This is a genomic window from Saccharopolyspora tripterygii (assembly GCF_054778355.1).
Genome location: NZ_BAAGZP010000040.1, coordinates 219,302 through 234,504 on the forward strand (window position 1 = coordinate 219,302; position 15,203 = coordinate 234,504).

At 71.1% G+C, this 15,203-nt stretch carries 19 protein-coding genes; 5 read left to right on the forward strand and 14 right to left on the reverse strand.

From position 1 onward, the window contains the following. Positions 1–2 precede the first annotated feature (2 nt). Genes ACYVF3_RS28380 through ACYVF3_RS28395 form a run of 4 tightly spaced genes read right to left on the reverse strand, consistent with a single transcriptional unit; the run spans position 3 to position 3,452 of the window. Positions 3–854: a 5-oxoprolinase subunit C family protein gene (locus ACYVF3_RS28380; protein WP_461157335.1), complete on the reverse strand. Its 852-nt coding sequence runs from the start codon at positions 852–854 to the stop codon at positions 3–5. Further along, on the reverse strand, positions 851–1,462 hold the full coding sequence (pxpB, locus tag ACYVF3_RS28385) for a 5-oxoprolinase subunit PxpB (RefSeq protein WP_461157336.1): 612 nt from the start codon (positions 1,460–1,462) through the stop codon (positions 851–853). The genes ACYVF3_RS28380 and pxpB overlap by 4 nt, the downstream gene beginning before the upstream one ends. Continuing rightward, positions 1,462–2,223, reverse strand: a complete 762-nt coding sequence (locus ACYVF3_RS28390) for a LamB/YcsF family protein (RefSeq protein WP_461157337.1) — start codon at positions 2,221–2,223, stop codon at positions 1,462–1,464. Before ACYVF3_RS28390 ends, pxpB begins: the two co-directional genes overlap by 1 nt. Before the next feature lie 8 nt (positions 2,224–2,231). Continuing rightward, positions 2,232–3,452, reverse strand: coding sequence for an NRAMP family divalent metal transporter (locus ACYVF3_RS28395; protein ID WP_461157338.1), 1,221 nt, complete (start codon positions 3,450–3,452; stop codon positions 2,232–2,234). Between the two features lie 129 nt (positions 3,453–3,581). Between ACYVF3_RS28395 and ACYVF3_RS28400 the strand changes: the two genes are divergently transcribed. Beyond that, positions 3,582–4,274, forward strand: a complete 693-nt coding sequence (locus tag ACYVF3_RS28400) for a GntR family transcriptional regulator (RefSeq protein WP_461157339.1) — start codon at positions 3,582–3,584, stop codon at positions 4,272–4,274. A 28-nt stretch (positions 4,275–4,302) separates the two neighbouring features. On the opposite strand, the gene ACYVF3_RS28405 is transcribed toward ACYVF3_RS28400, so the two are convergent. Further along, entirely contained in the window at positions 4,303–4,623 is a 321-nt protein-coding gene (locus ACYVF3_RS28405) for a branched-chain amino acid transporter permease (RefSeq protein WP_461157340.1), read from the reverse strand. Next, positions 4,616–5,335: an AzlC family ABC transporter permease gene (locus ACYVF3_RS28410; RefSeq protein ID WP_461157341.1), complete on the reverse strand. Its 720-nt coding sequence runs from the start codon at positions 5,333–5,335 to the stop codon at positions 4,616–4,618. The genes ACYVF3_RS28405 and ACYVF3_RS28410 overlap by 8 nt, the downstream gene beginning before the upstream one ends. Positions 5,336–5,467: 132 nt before the next feature. Here ACYVF3_RS28410 and ACYVF3_RS28415 point away from each other — a divergent pair, with 132 nt between their 5' ends. Next, positions 5,468–5,857, forward strand: coding sequence for an Lrp/AsnC family transcriptional regulator (locus ACYVF3_RS28415; RefSeq protein ID WP_461157342.1), 390 nt, complete (start codon positions 5,468–5,470; stop codon positions 5,855–5,857). 17 nt (positions 5,858–5,874) lie between these two features. On the opposite strand, the gene ACYVF3_RS28420 is transcribed toward ACYVF3_RS28415, so the two are convergent. From ACYVF3_RS28420 to ACYVF3_RS28455, 8 genes are all read right to left on the reverse strand, one after another. Further along, on the reverse strand, positions 5,875–6,873 hold the full coding sequence (locus ACYVF3_RS28420) for an ArsR/SmtB family transcription factor (protein ID WP_461157343.1): 999 nt from the start codon (positions 6,871–6,873) through the stop codon (positions 5,875–5,877). Positions 6,874–6,974: 101 nt separating this feature from the next. Then, complete coding sequence (locus ACYVF3_RS28425; RefSeq protein ID WP_461157344.1) at positions 6,975–7,319, reverse strand: hypothetical protein; 345 nt, start codon at positions 7,317–7,319, stop codon at positions 6,975–6,977. A gap of 91 nt (positions 7,320–7,410) precedes the next feature. Further along, positions 7,411–7,590 (reverse strand): CsbD family protein, encoded by a 180-nt coding sequence (locus ACYVF3_RS28430; RefSeq protein ID WP_461157345.1) that lies wholly within the window; start codon positions 7,588–7,590, stop codon positions 7,411–7,413. Positions 7,591–7,703: 113 nt separating this feature from the next. Then, on the reverse strand, positions 7,704–8,900 hold the full coding sequence (locus tag ACYVF3_RS28435; RefSeq protein WP_461157346.1) for an MFS transporter: 1,197 nt from the start codon (positions 8,898–8,900) through the stop codon (positions 7,704–7,706). An 88-nt stretch (positions 8,901–8,988) separates the two neighbouring features. Continuing rightward, on the reverse strand, positions 8,989–9,804 hold the full coding sequence (locus ACYVF3_RS28440; protein WP_461157347.1) for an MBL fold metallo-hydrolase: 816 nt from the start codon (positions 9,802–9,804) through the stop codon (positions 8,989–8,991). Between the two features lie 43 nt (positions 9,805–9,847). Next, a complete protein-coding gene (locus ACYVF3_RS28445) occupies positions 9,848–10,147 on the reverse strand; it encodes a MoaD/ThiS family protein (RefSeq protein WP_461157348.1) in 300 nt (99 codons plus the stop codon). A 37-nt stretch (positions 10,148–10,184) separates the two neighbouring features. After that, the gene (locus tag ACYVF3_RS28450) at positions 10,185–11,300 is read right to left on the reverse strand and encodes a WD40/YVTN/BNR-like repeat-containing protein (protein WP_461157349.1); all 1,116 of its coding nucleotides are present in this window, start codon (positions 11,298–11,300) and stop codon (positions 10,185–10,187) included. 38 nt (positions 11,301–11,338) lie between these two features. Further along, positions 11,339–12,136, reverse strand: a complete 798-nt coding sequence (locus ACYVF3_RS28455) for a helix-turn-helix domain-containing protein (RefSeq protein WP_461157350.1) — start codon at positions 12,134–12,136, stop codon at positions 11,339–11,341. A 140-nt stretch (positions 12,137–12,276) separates the two neighbouring features. Between ACYVF3_RS28455 and ACYVF3_RS28460 the strand changes: the two genes are divergently transcribed. From ACYVF3_RS28460 to ACYVF3_RS28470, 3 genes are all read left to right on the forward strand, one after another. Then, on the forward strand, positions 12,277–13,206 hold the full coding sequence (locus ACYVF3_RS28460; protein ID WP_461157351.1) for a hypothetical protein: 930 nt from the start codon (positions 12,277–12,279) through the stop codon (positions 13,204–13,206). A gap of 123 nt (positions 13,207–13,329) precedes the next feature. Then, positions 13,330–14,634 carry an MFS transporter gene (locus tag ACYVF3_RS28465; RefSeq protein WP_461157352.1) on the forward strand — a complete coding sequence of 435 codons (1,305 nt, stop codon included), beginning with the start codon at positions 13,330–13,332 and terminating at the stop codon, positions 14,632–14,634. Beyond that, complete coding sequence (locus tag ACYVF3_RS28470; protein WP_461157353.1) at positions 14,631–15,197, forward strand: nuclear transport factor 2 family protein; 567 nt, start codon at positions 14,631–14,633, stop codon at positions 15,195–15,197. Before ACYVF3_RS28465 ends, ACYVF3_RS28470 begins: the two co-directional genes overlap by 4 nt. The last annotated feature ends 6 nt before the right edge of the window (positions 15,198–15,203 follow it).

Below are 15,203 nucleotides of genomic sequence, written 5' to 3' on the forward strand. Positions count from 1 at the left end.
CCTCAGGTGAAGCGGAAGTGGACGCGCTGCCCCGGCCTCGCCTGCGCGGCCTTGGCCACGTCCGCGGCCACCACCACGCCGATCACCGGGTACCCGCCGGTCACCGGGTGGTCTGCCAGGAACAACGTCGGGGTGCCCAGCGGCGGCACCTGGAGCGCGCCGGTGACCATGCCCTCGCTGGGCAGTTCCTCGTTCCGGCTGCGCTGCAGCGCCGGCCCGTCGAGGCGCATGCCGACCCGGTTGCTCTCGGCGGTGACCTCGTACGGCGCGCTCACCAGCGCCGTCAGCGCCTCCTCGGTGAACCAGTCGGCCCGGGGGCCGCGGTGCACCCGCAGCACGAGCTCCTCGGGGGGTTCGGCGACCGGTGCCGCGTCCACGACCGGGAACCGGGAGGGCGCCGCACCGACGGGCAGCACCGCACCGGGCGCCAGCGGGTCGGGGCCGAGCCCGGAGAGCACGTCGGTGGAGCGGGAGCCGAGGACGGGGTCGACGTCGATGCCACCGCGCACGGCGAGGTAGCTGCGCAGCCCCCGCGTGGGGATTCCCAGGCGCAGCTCGGTCCCGGCCGCCACGCGCAGCACCGCGTTCGCGGCAGCGCCTCTGCCGTCCACGGTGACCGGGCACGGCGCGCCGGTGAGCGCCACCGTCACGTCGCGGGTCGCCCGCACTGCCAGGCCCCCGCAGGTGATCTCGATGGCGGCGGCGTCCTCGTCGTTGCCCACCAGCCGGTTCGCCAGCCGCAGCGAGGTGGTGTCGGCAGCGCCGGAGGTGCCCACGCCGATCCCCGCCAGGCCCGGCCTGCCGAGGTCCTGGATCGTGGAGAGCGGGCCGGTGGCCAGGACTTCCAATGTCATCCGATCTCCCGGAACCGCACTCGCACGCCCGGGCGCAGCAGGGCGGGCGGATCGCGGTCGATGCTAAAGATCTGCAGTTCGGTGCGTCCGATGAGCTGCCAGCCACCGGGCGACTCGCGCGGGTAGATGCCGCTGAAAGCGCCCGCCAGGCCGACGGCTCCGGCGGGAACGGCCGTGCGCGACTCGGCCCGGCGCGGCACCACGAGGTCCTGCGGGCCGCCCGCGAGGTAGCCGAAACCCGGTGCGAAGCCGCCGAAGGCGACCTTCCACTCGGCTCCGGTGTGCTTGTCGACGACCTCGCGCTCGGTGAGCCCGGTCAGCCGGGCGACTTCAGCGAGGTCGGCCCCGTCGTAGACGACCGGAACCTCCAGGCGCTCACCCTCGTCGCGCAGGCCCGCGCGGGGTTCGGCCGCGCGCACCGCGTCCTCGATGGCGCGGACGTCGGCGCGCTGCGGATCGAGTTGCAGCAGGAGCGTTCTCGCCGCCGGGATCAGGTCGGTGACGCCGTCCGGCGGCGAGTCGACGAGCGCCGCGTACAGGGCGTGCACCTCCTGCAGGTCGGCGAGTTCGACCAGCAGTCCCGAATCGGCGCAGGGCAGGAAGCGCATCAGCTCCCCCTGGGCGCGAAGGGCCGCAGCCGCACCCCGGCCTCGCCGAGCCGGTCGCGCACGGCCTGCGCGATGGCCACCGCGCCCGGGCTGTCGCCGTGCACGCAGATCGAGTCGGCCCGGACCTCGATCTCGGTTCCGTCGACGGCCCGGATCGGTTCGCCCGCGGCGAGCGTCAGGCAGCGCTGCGCGATCTCCTCGGGATCGTGCAGCACAGCGCCGGGTTCGCGCCGCGACACGAGAGTGCCCTCGGGGGTGTAGGCGCGGTCGGCGAACGCCTCGCGGAAGGTCCGCAGCCCGGCCTGCTCGGCTTGGGCGAGCCACTGCGATCCGGGCAGGCCGAGCACGGCCATGCCGGGGTCGTAGGAACGCACCGCTTCGACCACGGCGGCGGCCTGCTCGGCGTGGTGCACGATGGCGTTGTAGAGCGCGCCGTGCGGTTTGACGTAGGTGACCTCGGTGCCGGCGACGCGGGCGAAACCGGCCAGCGCGCCGATCTGGTAGATCACGTCGTCGGTCAGCTCGCGCGGCGGCACGTCGATGAACCGTCGCCCGAACCCGGCCAGGTCCCGGTAGCCGACCTGAGCGCCGACCGCCACGTCCCGCTCGGCGGCGCGGGCGACCGCCTCGCGGATGACGACCGAGTCGCCGGCGTGGAACCCGCAGGCCACGTTCGCACTGGTCACCACGCCCAGCAGCGCTTCGTCGTCGCCGAGCTCCCAGCGACCGAAGCCCTCGGCCAAGTCCGCGTTGAGATCCATGGTCGCCCTCACTTCCACAACGCCGCGATGCCGCTGACCGAGTTGACGCCCAGGTAGACCGTCAGCAGCCACGCGAGGATTCCGATGGCCAGCAGCCAGCGCGGGTAGCGGTAACCGCCGAGCAGGTCGCCGCGCCGGGCGGCCACGAACATCAGGACGCCGAAGCCCACCGGCAGGATCAGCCCGTTGAGCGCTCCGGCGAGCACCAGCAGTGTGGTGGGTGCCTGGTCGAGCATCACGAACACGAGCGCGGAGATCGCCACGAACGCCACGACCAGCCAGGTGCGGGCCTTCTCCAGGGAGCGGGAGAACGTGACCAGGAACGAGACCGAGGTGTAGGCGGCGCCGACCACGGAGGTGATGCTCGCGGCCCAGAGGATCATGCCGAACATCCGCAGCCCGACCTCGCCGGCGGCGTGCTGGAAGGCCTCGGCGGTGGGGTTGCTGGAGCCGAGCGCGACGCCGCCGGCCACGACGCCGAACACCGCGAGGAACAGCACCAGCCGCATCACGCCGGTGACCAGCAGCGAGACCACGGAGCTGCGGCTGACGTCGACGATCTTCTCCGGACCGGTGACCCCGGCGTCGACCAACCGGTGCGCGCCAGCGTAGGTGATGTAGCCGCCCACGGTGCCGCCGATGAGGGTCGTGATGGCCAGGAAGTCGACCTCGCTCGGCCACACCGCCTGCACCAGGGCCTGGCCGACCGGGGGCGCTGAGGAGAACGCGACGAAGGCGGTCAGCGCGATCATGACCACGCCGAGCACCACCACGACGCGGTCCATGGCCACGCCCGCGCGCTTGCTCAGGAAGATCCCGATCGCGATCACCGCGGACAGGGTGCCGCCGATCTTGGCGTCGAGCCCGAACATGGCGTCGAACCCCAGCGAGGTGCCCGCGATGTTGCCGATGTTGAACACGAGGCCGCCGAAGATGACCAGCGCGGCCATCACGTAGCCGAGGCCGGGCAGCACCTTGTTGCCCAGGTCCTGGGCGCGCATGCCGGAGACGCCGATGACCCGCCAGACGTTCAGCTGGACGGCGATGTCGACCAGGATGGACACCAGGATCGCGAAGGCGAACGCCGCACCGAGTTGCACGGTGAACTGCGTCGTCTGGGTGATGAACCCGGGTCCGATGGCGCTGGTGGCCATGAGGAACACCGCGCCGAGCAGCGTGCTCCGCCTGCCCTTCGAACCGTTCTGCCGGGGCGTGCTCGTCTCGGTCATGGCACTCCGATCCCGCCGTTGCTGTGGTTCGGAACAAGATAGAGAATTGTTCAACAATACTGCAATACCCTGAGCTGAACTTCTTCGATAAACTGTTGATCAGCTACACCTACGTACTGGGGAGCCGGATTGACCACGACGGACCCGTGGGCGGACCTGCTGGCGGCCGACCGGGCGCTGCTCGACCGCACCAGCACCGCCGAGCGGGTCGCCGACGTGCTGCGCCAGCGGATCATCGACGGTGCGCTCTCACCGGGCACCCGGCTGTCGGAGGAGAGCGCGGGCAAGGCGCTGTCGGTCTCCCGCAACACGCTGCGCGAAGCCTTCCGGCTGCTGGTGCACGAGCGGCTGCTGGTGCACGAGTTCCACCGCGGCGTGTTCGTCCGCGTGCTCTCCGCCGAGGACGTCATCGACCTCTACCGGATGCGCCGGCTGCTGGAGACCAGCGCGGTGCGCCGCGGTGAGCACCCCGACCTGGTCGCCGCCGTCGATCGCGCGGTCTGCGACGGCGAGCGCGCGGCCACCGAGGAGCGCTGGTGGGACGTGGGTACGGCGAACATGCGCTTCCACGAGGCGCTGGCCGCCCTGGCCGGTAGCCCTCGCGTCAACGACACGATGCGCCAGCTGCTGGCCGAGCTGCGCCTGGCGTTCCACGTGATGTCCCGCCCCGAGGAGTTCCACCGCCCCTACCTCGGGTTCAACCGGGAGATCGCCGACCTGCTCACCCAGGGGCAGCGCGAGGCGGCGGCGGAGAAGCTCGACGCCTACTTCGACGCCGCGGAAACGCAGCTCGTCTCCGCCTACCGCGACTACCAGGGCTGACGCAGCCGGCCACTTCCTCGACCCGCTCCTAGAAGAGCGCGAGACTGGTGAGCAGGACGTGGGCCGCGGTGCCGCTGAGAATGCTCAACACCGCGTTGCGCCGCCACAGGTGCAACCCGACCGTCAGCGCCAGGGCGAGCGCGGTCGGCGCGTACGCAGCGACCTGCGTGTCGTGCAAGGTGTAGACGGCGAGGATCACCATGACGCCGACCGGCATCCGTTCGCCCAGGAACCGCACGGTCGCGCTGTCGCGCAGCGGGGCGAGCGCGGCGAACGGCATCGCCCGCAGCGCCCACGTGATGGCCGCGGACACCGCCGCGGCACCGGCGATGTGGATCGGGTCAGGCATCGGAGTTCTTCTTCCTCAACGCGATTCGGCTCACCAGCAGGGCCGCGGTGAAGAGACCGAGGGAGACCGGCAGCATCTGGTCCGGGAACAGCACGGCGCTCACCAGCGCGCAGACCATCGCCATCGCCGGGACGGGAACGCTCCGCCGCACCCGATAGGCGTCGATGGCCAGCACGACGAACAGCGCGGTGAGCGCGAAGTCCAGGCCGTCGAGCCGGAACGGGACAAGTGCGCCGAACAGAGCGCCGAGCGCCGCACCCGTCACCCAGTAGCACTGCAGCAGCACCTGCAGCCACACGATCCGCTTGCCGCTCCACCCCTGAGCGGCGGGCGCGGTGGCCAGCGCGTAGGCCTCGTCGGTGAGCGCGAAAGTGCTGTAGGCCTTGCCGATTCGGCTCCGAACCCGGTGCAGCGGGAACGAGAGCGCGTAGAACACGTGCCGGAAGTTGACCAGGAAGGCCGTCACCGCGACCTGCGTCAGCGGCGCGACGGCCACGACGAGCCCGATCAGCAGGAACTCCAACGATCCGGCGTAGATCAGGGCGGCGAAGGTCGGCGCCCACCACCAGTCGAGCTCGGCGTGCACCACGAGCAGTCCGAACGCGATCCCCAGCGGAATCATCGCCAGTCCGACGGCGCTCGAATCCTTCAGAGCGCCCCGGAATTCGCTCCGCGCGGGCGTAGCGGTCTTGTCGACCAGAACGGCAGGCATACCTGCAATTTTAGGTGGCGAACCGAGTAACATGGTTGCTCTGCGTTCTCCACTTTCGCCTCTGAGAGCAACATGATGTCGATGGATGACCTTGATCGAGCAATATTGTCGCACCTGCGTCAGGACGGCAGGTTGACCAACGTCGAGTTGGCCCAGCGGGTCGGGCTCACGCCCGCACCGTGCCTGCGGCGCGTGAAGCGCCTGGAAACCGAGGGGATCATCGCGGGCTACCGGGCGCGCATCGATCCGGCCGCGGCCGGACGCGGGTTCGAGGTCATGGTGTCGGTCGAGATCAGCATCAACGACCGGGAGACCGTCGAGGAGCTCGAAGGAGCCATCACCGCCTACGACGAGGTCATCGAGGTCCACCGCCTCTTCGGCCGTCCCGACTACCTCGTCCGCGTCGCCGTGGAGGACTCCGCGACCTTCGAGACGTTCCTGACCACCAAGCTCATGTCCTTGCGGGCGGTCGCCCGGGTCGACTCGCACATGATCATGAAGAAGCTCAAGACCAGCGACTGACCCGCCGCGAACTGCCGTCAGAGCTCGGTCCCGGTCCGGTCGGCGGTGAGCAGGGCCGCTCCGAGACGGGTGAGGCTGTGCAGGACCGCGCCACCTCGGCGGTCGCTGCTGATCAACCCCGATTCGCGCAGGACAGCGGCCTGCTTGCTGGCCGTGCCGACCGAGCAGCCGAGGCTCGCGGCGAGATCGCTGGTGGTTCTCGGCGAGCTGAGGGCGACGAGGCATTCGGCCCGGGTGCGACCGAGCAGCGCGACCAGCCGGGGCGACGGGGAACTCGGCTCCCCCGGCTCGGGCACGGGAGCGGCCGGGTAGATGAGCACCGGCGGGAGTTCCGGGTCGATCCAGGTGACCGGGGTCCCCACGCAGAAGTAGCTGGGCACCAGCGTCAGTCCGCGCCCGGCGAGGTCCACCGTGCGCGTGGACGGGTAGGCGGTTTCGAGCACCGTGCCGTTCCAGCCGGTGACGGTCGGCGTGCCGGCCAGCAGCTCGTGGACACCGCCTCGGGCGAGTGCGTCGAGCCTGCTCTCGCGGTCGGTGGCGACCGTCCGCCGGATCTGGTGCCACTGCGGCGCGATCAGCGCGTCGTGCGCGCCGCGGACAGCGCCCACCACCGAGTGCAGCGCATCGCGGTCACCGTCGGCCAGCGAGCGCACCCAGCTGGGCACGTCGCGGTCGGCGAACACCGCACCGAGGTCGGCCCGCAGGCGCGAGCGCGCGGTGCACGCGATCCGCTCGCAGCCCTCTTCGTGGTGGGTCGTCGTCGGTGCCGGGGTGAGGAAGTCCGGGAACCCGCCCTGGGGCGGCACCAGCGTGAACAGCGTCCGCAACCAGTCCTGGGCCTGTTCGCTCGACCCGGCCCGCTGCCTGGCCCTCCTCAGCCACGGCAGGTAGTGCTGCGGCACGCGCTGTTCCCTCGCCAGGTGCGAGCTCAGCACCAGCTCCCACATCGGATCCGGGGATTCGGCAAGCCGGACCCGGGCCAGATCATCCCGGTTGAACACCAAGCGCAGCGTCACGTCCCACCCCCCGAGACCCAGGAGCCCGCGCTCCGGATGCTCCCAGCCGCGCATTGCGCGCCGCTTTCCCTCATCCGGAGGTCGCGGGCGCCGGGACGGCGTCAGCCCGCCACTTCACCCGTGGGTTTGCCGGGGCGGTCGTGGTTGCCGTGCCTCGGCGGGTGCATCGGTTCCGGCGAGCCGGACGGGCTCACCGGCGACCCCTTCGGGGTGTCGCGCGCCTCGGCGGGCTCGGCCCGGTGCTCACCCGGAGCCGGTTCGGCGCCGTTGCGGAGTTCGTCGAGCCGCTGGTTCATCGCTTCGACGACCTGCGGGCGGTTGTTGTGCGCCTGTTCGTAGTCCAGCACGCGGGTCAGCTCTGGCCTGCCGAGCGAACGGATCATGTGCTGGATCGAACCCGTCGACAAGTGGTCGTAATCCGGCAGCGGGAAGTCCTCGTCGGACATCTGGAGCCTCCTCCTGGAGAACCACCGGACCTCCCCGGCGGGAGCAGCCCCGCCCGGGAATCCGGTCGAGCAGCAGCGACTTCCACCGAAGTCACTCGTTCGGGCGGATCGCGTCCTTCGCGTTCTCGCCCGCCTGCTTGAGGCTTCCCTTCGCCTGCTCGGTCTTGCCCTCGGCCTGGGTCCTGCGGTCGCCGGTGGCACTGCCGAGCTTCTCCTTGGCCTTGCCGACGGTCTCCTCCACCTTGTGGCGGGCCTTGTCCATCGCAGACATGTGGTGCTCCCTTGCTCATCATCGGGAGACCAGGGGCTACCCCGCGCACCCCGGACCCGAAACACCCGTGCTGCGGGCCGGGAGTCACTTCCCGCAGTGCGGGCCGACCACCGTCAGGCCGGATCGTCCTGCGGAAGCGCCGCCGCGGGCACGGCCAGGGCCGAGGGGACCAGCAGGACCGCGACGAGCAGCAGCGCGTGCAGGGTGCCGACGTGGTCGGCGAGGTAGCCGAGCAGCGGCGGGCCCGCGAGGAACGCGGTGTAGCCGACGGTGGACACGACGCTGACCCGGGCGGCCGCGCGAGCCGGATCGTCGGCCGCCGCGCTCATCCCGACCGGAAATCCCAGGGAGGCACCGACTCCCCAGACCACGGCACCGAAGAAGACCAGCGGGAGCCAAGTTCCGTAGACCACGAGCAGCACACCGACGGCGGCGGTGGCCATGGTCGTCCAGAGGACCTTGGTGCGGCCGAAGCGGTCGAGCAGCACCGTCCCGACCACGCGGCCGGCGGTCATGGCACTGAGGAACACCGCGAAACCGACCGCGCCGAGCCACGGCGGGATGCCGTGACCGTCGACCAGGGCCACGGCCAGCCAGTCGTTGGCGGTGCCCTCGGTGAGCCCGAGCGCGAGCACCATCAAGCCGATCAGCAGGGTCCGCGGTTCGGCCCACGCGCGCAGGAGGCCGCCACTGGGCGAGGAATCGTCCTGCTGCTCGTCGTCGCGCGCGGGCAGCAGGAACGGGGACGCGAAGGCCGGGACCACCGCGACCAGGACCGCCGCGCCGATCAGGTGCACCACGACCGGCACGCCCAGCCCGGCGCAGGCCGCGCCGACCCCTGCGCCGATGACGGTGCCGAGGCTGAAACCCGCGTGGAAGCGTGGCATGATCGTGCGGCCGATCCGGCGTTCCACCGCAGCGCCGTCGATGTTCATCGCCACGTCCCACACGCCGGTGCCGAGACCGAACGCGAACAGTCCCGCGGCGGTGACCCAGACGTCGCCGAACACGCCGGCGCCGGTGCCGGCCAGTGCCACGCCGAAGGCGTCCAGCACCGCAGCACCGGTGATGACCGCGCGAGCACCGAAGCGGTGCACCAGAGCGCCCGCGAGGGGCAGCGCGAGGATCGAGCCGAGGGAGATCGCCAGCAGCAGCCTGCCCAGCTCCCCCGGTGTCACCGACAGCGCGTCGCGCGCCTCGGGGATCCGCGACATCCAGCTGGCCATCGCGAAACCGTTGAGCGCGAACACGACCGCAACGGCGTTGCGAGCGCGCAGCACACCGGAATCGACGCGCGTTTCGACCGCCACGACACCCCCAGCATCGATCCAGAACCCGCACGAGTCTGCGCGTGCGGTTCCCTCCGGTCAAACCGTTTTCAGCCGGGCCCGGCGTTGCTCATCCGACGTCGACGTGGCTGTCGAGGCCTGCCGGATCGTGCGCTGCGAAGATGTCGATCCCGTCCGCGCTCGTGGCGAGTTCTCGAAGCCGCGCCTGGTTGGCCAGTCGCGCCCGGTCGTCCACCGCCATGATCCGCTGGAAGGCGCGCAGCGCCGGCGGGCAGTGCGGCGGCTGCGCCAGCTCTCCGGACGAGAAGCACGCGTCGCCCGCGTGCAGCAACCACTTCGCGCCCACGTCCACCGCGACACCGACGTGGCCGGTCGTGTGACCGCGCAGCGGGACGAGCAGGATCTCCTCGGGCAGGCCGTCGAGCGCGCGCACCGCTTCGAAGCCGAACCAGTCCTGCCCGGACGGGTCGTCGTAGACGGCCCAGTCGGGCCCGTGCGCCCACTGCCGCTGCCGGTAGCGCATCTCCGAACTGCCCGTCGCCGCGCGCAGTTCCGGTCCGTGGACGTGCACCTTCGCCTGCGGGAAGTCCCGCAGTCCTCCGGCGTGATCGAGGTCCAGGTGGGTCAGCACGACGTGCCGCACGTCGGCGGGGTCGAACCCGAGCCGCCTCAGCTGCGCGACCGCGGTGGTGGCGGGGTCCAGCTGCGGGTTCATGAGCATCCGGAACGCCCGGGGCAGCGACGTCCGCGCGGGATCCGAGTCCTCGGTGGCGAAACCGCTGTCGACCAGCACCAATCCGGCCTCGGTCTCGATCAGCAGGCAGTGGCAGACCATCCGCGCGCGGCGCAGCGGATGGCCTCGGCCGTCGATCAGGCTGCCGCCGAACGGCAGCATCGGGCCGCAGTCGAGGTGGTGGACCAGCATGCGAACCTCCGCGTCGGAGAAAGGGCCACCACCCTAACGACGATCAACCGCCCGCCATCGCCCCGATGATCATGTACGGCTCCTTTCCCGCCACGACCTCCTCCGGCAACGGCTCGTCGAGGGGTTCGTTGGACAGGTCCTGCTCGCAGGCGAAGAACCGGATGAACGCGCGGCGCTTCTTGGTGTCGTGATCGCGGACCGTGCCGCGCAGCGCCGGGTAGCGGGTTTCCAGCGCGTCGAGCACTAGGCGTTGAGTCGCCGGGCCGTCGACGTCCACGACCACCTCGTGCTCGGGGATCTTGGCCAGGGTGCGCAGGTGCGCGGGCAGCAGGATGCGGATCATGGCGTCTCCTCTCGGCGGGCTCCGCGGGGACCGGCCCTCAGGGCAGCGTCTGCACCTCGACCGACAGCACCGAGGGCAGGTTGTTGACGATGGGCCGCCAGGTGTCGCCGGAGTCGGGCGAGACGTACACGTCGCCACCGGTGGTGCCGAAGTAGATCCCGCAGTCCTCCAGGTCGTCGACGCACATGGCGTCGCGCAGCACGTTGACGTAGCAGTTCTCCTGCGGCAGGCCCCGGGTCAGCGGCTCCCACTCGTTGCCGCCGACGCGACTGCGGTAGACCCGCAGCTTGCCCTCCGGCGGGTAGTGCTGCTCGTCGCTGTGGATCGGCACCACGTAGACCGTGTCGGGCTCGTGGGCGTGCACGTCGATCGGGAAGCCGAAGTCGGTCGGCAGGTCGCCGCTGATCTCGTACCAGGACTCGCCGGCGTCGTCGCTGCGCATCACGTCCCAGTGCTTCTGCATGAACAGCACGTCGGGCCGGTCGCGGTGCAGGGCGAGGCGGTGCACGCAGTGGCCGACGTCGGCGTTCGGGTCCGGGATCTGGCCGGAGTTGAGCCCCTTGTTGATGGGGCGCCACGACTTTCCGCCGTCGTCGGTGCGGAACGCGCCCGCCGCCGAGATGGCGATGTAGAAGCGGTCCGGGTTGTGGGGCGCCTGGATGATCGTGTGCAGGCACATGCCGCCCGCGCCGGGTTGCCAGCTCGGTGCGGAGTCGTGCTCGCGCAGGGCGGGAAGCTCGTGCCAGCTGCGGCCGGCGTCGGTGCTGCGGAACAGCGCGGCGTCCTCGACCCCGGCGTAGATCGTGTCGGGGTCGATGGCCGACGGTTCCAGGTGCCAGACCCGGGTGAACTCCCACGGGCGCTGCGTGCCGTCGTACCAGAGGTGCGTGCCGGGTGTTCCGTCGTAGGAGAAGTGGTTGTCGACCGGCTGCCAGCTGCGCCCGCCGTCGTCGGAGCGCTGGATCTGCTGCCCGAACCAGCCCATCGACTGGGAGGCGAACAGCCGGTCGGGGTCGACCTCGGAGGCCTTGAGGTGGTACAGCTCCCAGCCCCCGAAGAGCGGGCCCTGCACCTCCCAGGACTCGCGCTTGCCGTCGGCGGTGAGGATGAAGGCTCCCTTGCGGGTGCCGACGAGGACTCGGACACGACTCATGAGTGGCTCCCTGCGCTGGTCACAGCTGGTGTCTGAGTTCAAGCTAGGCCTGCTGCGAGGGGCTGTCTTCTCCGATCTTGCGCAATCGGCGAAGCCAGCGGCGGCAGCGCGACCAGCACCGGAGCCGACCAGGGCGGCACCACCTGCAGGGTGATCTCGCGGTGTTCAGGCGGCCGGGCCGGTCCGACGCGCACCGGTGTGGCGGAACCGCCGACGACGTTCCAGCCGGGCACCAGCTGCTGGGCGTGGTCGGCCCGCGCGGCGAAGGCCGTGGCCAGCAACCAGTAGCTGCCAGGCGGGATGCCGGTGAGCCCGAAGCGCCCCTGCTCGTCCAGCAGCGCGCCGACGATCGGTACGCCCCTGGGCGCGCGTTGGGCGAACAGGCCCACGTAGATCGCGGCCGCGCCGCCGACCGCGGCACTGGCGGCGGGGTCGAGGTGGACCGCGCCGGTGACCACGCCTCCCGCCTCGGCGCCGCCGGGCACCAGCACCGGGCGCGGTGGTGCGTCGCTGAGCACGTCGGGAAGCCGGCGGAAGCTCACCGGCGAGAGGCCGATCTCCGCGGTGAAGCGGCGGGTGAAGGTGCCCACCGAGCTGAAGCCGACCTCGCAGCAGATGTCGCTGACGCGTTCGTCGCCGGCCAGCAGCAGCCGTTTCGCGCGCTGGAAGCGGTGCGCAGCCAGGAACCTGCCGGGCGGTTGGCCGTGGGCGCGTTCGAACGAGCGGGCGAGGTGGAACGGGCTGTAGCCGACGTGGTCGGCGACGTCGGCCAGGGTGATCGGCTCGGCGGCGTGCTCCGCGATGAAGCACGCGGCCCGCACTGCGACGTCTGCCATCTCCACTCCCCCGACCGGCCCATTCCCCCGCTGAGCGCGACGGTACCGCGCACATCCGACAATCCGGATTCGGAATCGGGCCGTGACACGGCTGGGCTACGCTCCGACCCGAGTTTTGATCTTGAGCTTCGGGAGTGGCGGTGCGGAAACTGGTGCGGCGCGCCCGGTCCAGGTCCGATTACGCGTGGTACCTGGCGGCGCGCGAGTGGCCGCTGCTGGTGATGGCGCTGGGTGTGCTGCTCGGTGCGCTCGTGGCGCTGCCGGTCGGGGCCGGTGCCGCTCTGGCGCTGATCGTCCTGGTCCTCGGTGCCGTCCTGCTCACCCGCGATGTGCGCGGCCTGCGCGGCCGCTGGTCGGGATTCGAGTTCTCGCCGGACGGTGAGCCCTTCCCGCGCACCGAGATCGCGGTTCCCGCCGCCTACCCGGCCCCGTTCTACAGCCACCTGCCCGGTCGCGGGACGGCGCTGCTCAGCGACGAGATCGACCACGCCGTGCGGGAGCGCCGGTTCGACGTGCGGGTCGCCGAGCAGCGGTACCGGCCGGCGCCGCGGTTGCGGGCGACCGCGCCGCACCTGCCGCAGCTGCGCTCGGCCGCGCGTCCCTTGCTCGACCGCCCCGTCGTGGGCCTGCGCTCGGACCCGCTTCCCGGGGCCGGTGACGCCGAGATCCGGGTCCACCGGGCGCGTTCCTTCGACGTCCAGTGCTCCAACGACCTGTGCGGGATGCGGATCGCGGACCGGGAGACCGGCGAGGAGTTCGATCCGCGGCGCCGGCTGCGCGAGTCGACCGGGCTGTCCCGGGGGTCGGTCGCGGGAACGGAGCTCACCGGGTTCGCCCGCTGGATGGAGCGCGGCGCGAAACCGGAGTTCTTCGGCATCACCCGTCTCTCGGCGTCCAGCAACAGCATCCGCGGCGCCGACCTGTCGTTCTTCGAGGTCGACCTGGCGACGTTGCGCCGCGAACTCCGCACCGGCGCGGCAATGCTGGACGCACCGAGCCTGCCCGTGCAGCTCCGGGAAACCGGCTCGCTGCGGCTGCTCCTGGCGGTGCGTGCCGCGGCGCTGCGGTAAGAGGTTCCCGCGGAGCCCGCTTCGGAAAATGTCCAATGCCGGGGTGCGGCTACCATCCCTGATCTAGGTTTGGCCCAGACCACGGGGACACCCGGGGCCGTTCCTCGAACGACAGGACTCGCCATGCCTGTGACCAGTGAGAACGACGCCACGCGCACCAGTCTCAGACGGGTCGGACTGGCCAGCGGCGTGGGTTCCACGCTGGAGTTCTACGACTTCGCCATCTACGGCACGGCCGCGGCGCTGGTGTTCGGGCAGATCTTCTTCGTCAGCGACGACGAGTGGTTCAGCGCGTTCCTGGGACTGGCGACCTTCGCCGTGGGATTCCTGTTCACCCCGCTGGGCGCGCTGCTGTTCGGGTGGATCGGCGACCGCTACGGGCGCCGGTTCTCGCTGATGCTGACGTTCGTAATGATGGGGTCTTCCACGCTGCTCATGGGTTTGCTGCCCTCGTACCTCGCGATCGGGATCACCGCGCCGCTGCTGCTGGTCGTGCTGCGGGTGTTCCACGGGCTCTCGCGCGGCGGGGAGATCGGCGGGGCCGCGGTGCTCGCCGTCGAGCACGCGCCTGCGCAGCGCCGCGGGCTGTACGGGTCGTTCGCGCCGCTGGGCTCGCCGATCGGCCAGCTGCTGGCGAACCTGGCGTTCGTGCTGGTGCTGCTGCTGCCGATGCAGGCCGTGATCGACTGGGGCTGGCGGGTGCCGTTCCTCGTCGGCGGTGTCGTGCTGGCGCTCGGCGTGTGGGCACGCCGCGGCATCGACGAGACACCGGAGTTCGCCGCCCTCCCGGCGAAGCGCTCGACACCGTTCTTCGCGGTGTTCCGGCGGGACTGGCGGCGGCTGCTGCTCGGCGCCGGGGTGAACTTCGGCCTGAACGCCAACATGTTCATCCTCGTGACGTTCATGCTGTCCTACGCCACGGCCGCCGCACCGGAGGGACTGGCGCTGCCCCGGCAGCCGATCGTGCTCGGCAGCATGGCCGGGCTGCTGTGCCACGGGATCACGACCGTGCTGGCCTGCTGGCTGTCCGACCGGGTGGGGCGCAAGCCGGTGATGCTCTCCGGCGTGGTGGCGTCTCTGCTGTACGCGCTGCTGATGTTCCAGATCACCGACATCGGCACGCCGCTCGCGGTCAGCCTGGCGCTGATCATCGGGTTCACCCTCACCGGGTTCGTGTGGGGCCCGCTGCTGACCTACTTCTCGGAGCTGTTCACCGTCGAGCAGCGCCAGTCGGGCGTCGGCCTGGCCTTCCAGCTCGGCAGCGTGCTGGGAGGCGGGCTCGCACCGATGATCGCCAACCGGCTCGTCGCCGTCACCGGCAGCTCGGCGTCGGTCGGCTGGTACATCGCCGCTGGACTGCTGGTGTCGCTGATCTGCCTGCGGGCTCTGCCGGAGACCGCGCCCGCGCGCACCAGGGAGGCAGCATGACCGATCCGACGATCGCCGCGCTGACCAGGCGGATCGAGGTCCTGGAAGCCGAGGCGGAGATCCGCCGAATCCAAGCCCGCTACATGTTCCTCTGCGACACGCCGTGCCCGGAGTTCGCGGTGCGCGACGACGCCGAGCGCATCGAGAAGATCGTCGAGCTCTACGCGGCCGATGCGGTGTGGGAGGGCGTCGGCGAGTACTACGACGGCCAGTTCGGCCGCGCCGAGGGGCATTCCGAGATCAGGGCGCACTTCCAGCGGTTCTGGAGCGAGGATCGACACCCCGCGCTGCTGCTCAACGCGCACTACCTGACCTCCGAGCAGATCCAGGTGGACGGCGACGAGGCCACCGGGCTGTGGATCCACATGCAGCCCTGGCTGTTCGCCGACGGCAGCGGGGTGCTGCGTTCCAGCAGGCTCAACAACGCCTTCCGCAGGGAACCCGATGGCTGGAAGATCACCCGCACGCGCACGGAGAACGTCTTCATCGCTCCCCTTCCCGACCGCTTCGCCTCCGACCACCCGTCGGAGTCGGTGCTGCTGCGGCCCACCGACGACCGCTGAGGGATC

Bases quoted from the DNA above. Each gene is read 5' to 3' on its own strand.
- ACYVF3_RS28380 (WP_461157335.1), bottom strand. From the start codon at position 854: ATGACATTGGAAGTCCTGGCCACCGGCCCGCTCTCCACGATCCAGGAC.
- pxpB (WP_461157336.1), bottom strand. From the start codon at position 1,462: ATGCGCTTCCTGCCCTGCGCCGATTCGGGACTGCTGGTCGAACTCGCC.
- ACYVF3_RS28390 (WP_461157337.1), bottom strand. From the start codon at position 2,223: ATGGATCTCAACGCGGACTTGGCCGAGGGCTTCGGTCGCTGGGAGCTC.
- ACYVF3_RS28395 (WP_461157338.1), bottom strand. From the start codon at position 3,452: ATGACCGAGACGAGCACGCCCCGGCAGAACGGTTCGAAGGGCAGGCGG.
- ACYVF3_RS28405 (WP_461157340.1), bottom strand. From the start codon at position 4,623: ATGCCTGACCCGATCCACATCGCCGGTGCCGCGGCGGTGTCCGCGGCC.
- ACYVF3_RS28410 (WP_461157341.1), bottom strand. From the start codon at position 5,335: ATGCCTGCCGTTCTGGTCGACAAGACCGCTACGCCCGCGCGGAGCGAA.
- ACYVF3_RS28425 (WP_461157344.1), bottom strand. From the start codon at position 7,319: ATGTCCGACGAGGACTTCCCGCTGCCGGATTACGACCACTTGTCGACG.
- ACYVF3_RS28430 (WP_461157345.1), bottom strand. From the start codon at position 7,590: ATGTCTGCGATGGACAAGGCCCGCCACAAGGTGGAGGAGACCGTCGGC.
- ACYVF3_RS28440 (WP_461157347.1), bottom strand. From the start codon at position 9,804: ATGCTGGTCCACCACCTCGACTGCGGCCCGATGCTGCCGTTCGGCGGC.
- ACYVF3_RS28445 (WP_461157348.1), bottom strand. From the start codon at position 10,147: ATGATCCGCATCCTGCTGCCCGCGCACCTGCGCACCCTGGCCAAGATC.
- ACYVF3_RS28450 (WP_461157349.1), bottom strand. From the start codon at position 11,300: ATGAGTCGTGTCCGAGTCCTCGTCGGCACCCGCAAGGGAGCCTTCATC.
- ACYVF3_RS28455 (WP_461157350.1), bottom strand. From the start codon at position 12,136: ATGGCAGACGTCGCAGTGCGGGCCGCGTGCTTCATCGCGGAGCACGCC.
- ACYVF3_RS28465 (WP_461157352.1), top strand. From the start codon at position 13,330: ATGCCTGTGACCAGTGAGAACGACGCCACGCGCACCAGTCTCAGACGG.
- ACYVF3_RS28470 (WP_461157353.1), top strand. From the start codon at position 14,631: ATGACCGATCCGACGATCGCCGCGCTGACCAGGCGGATCGAGGTCCTG.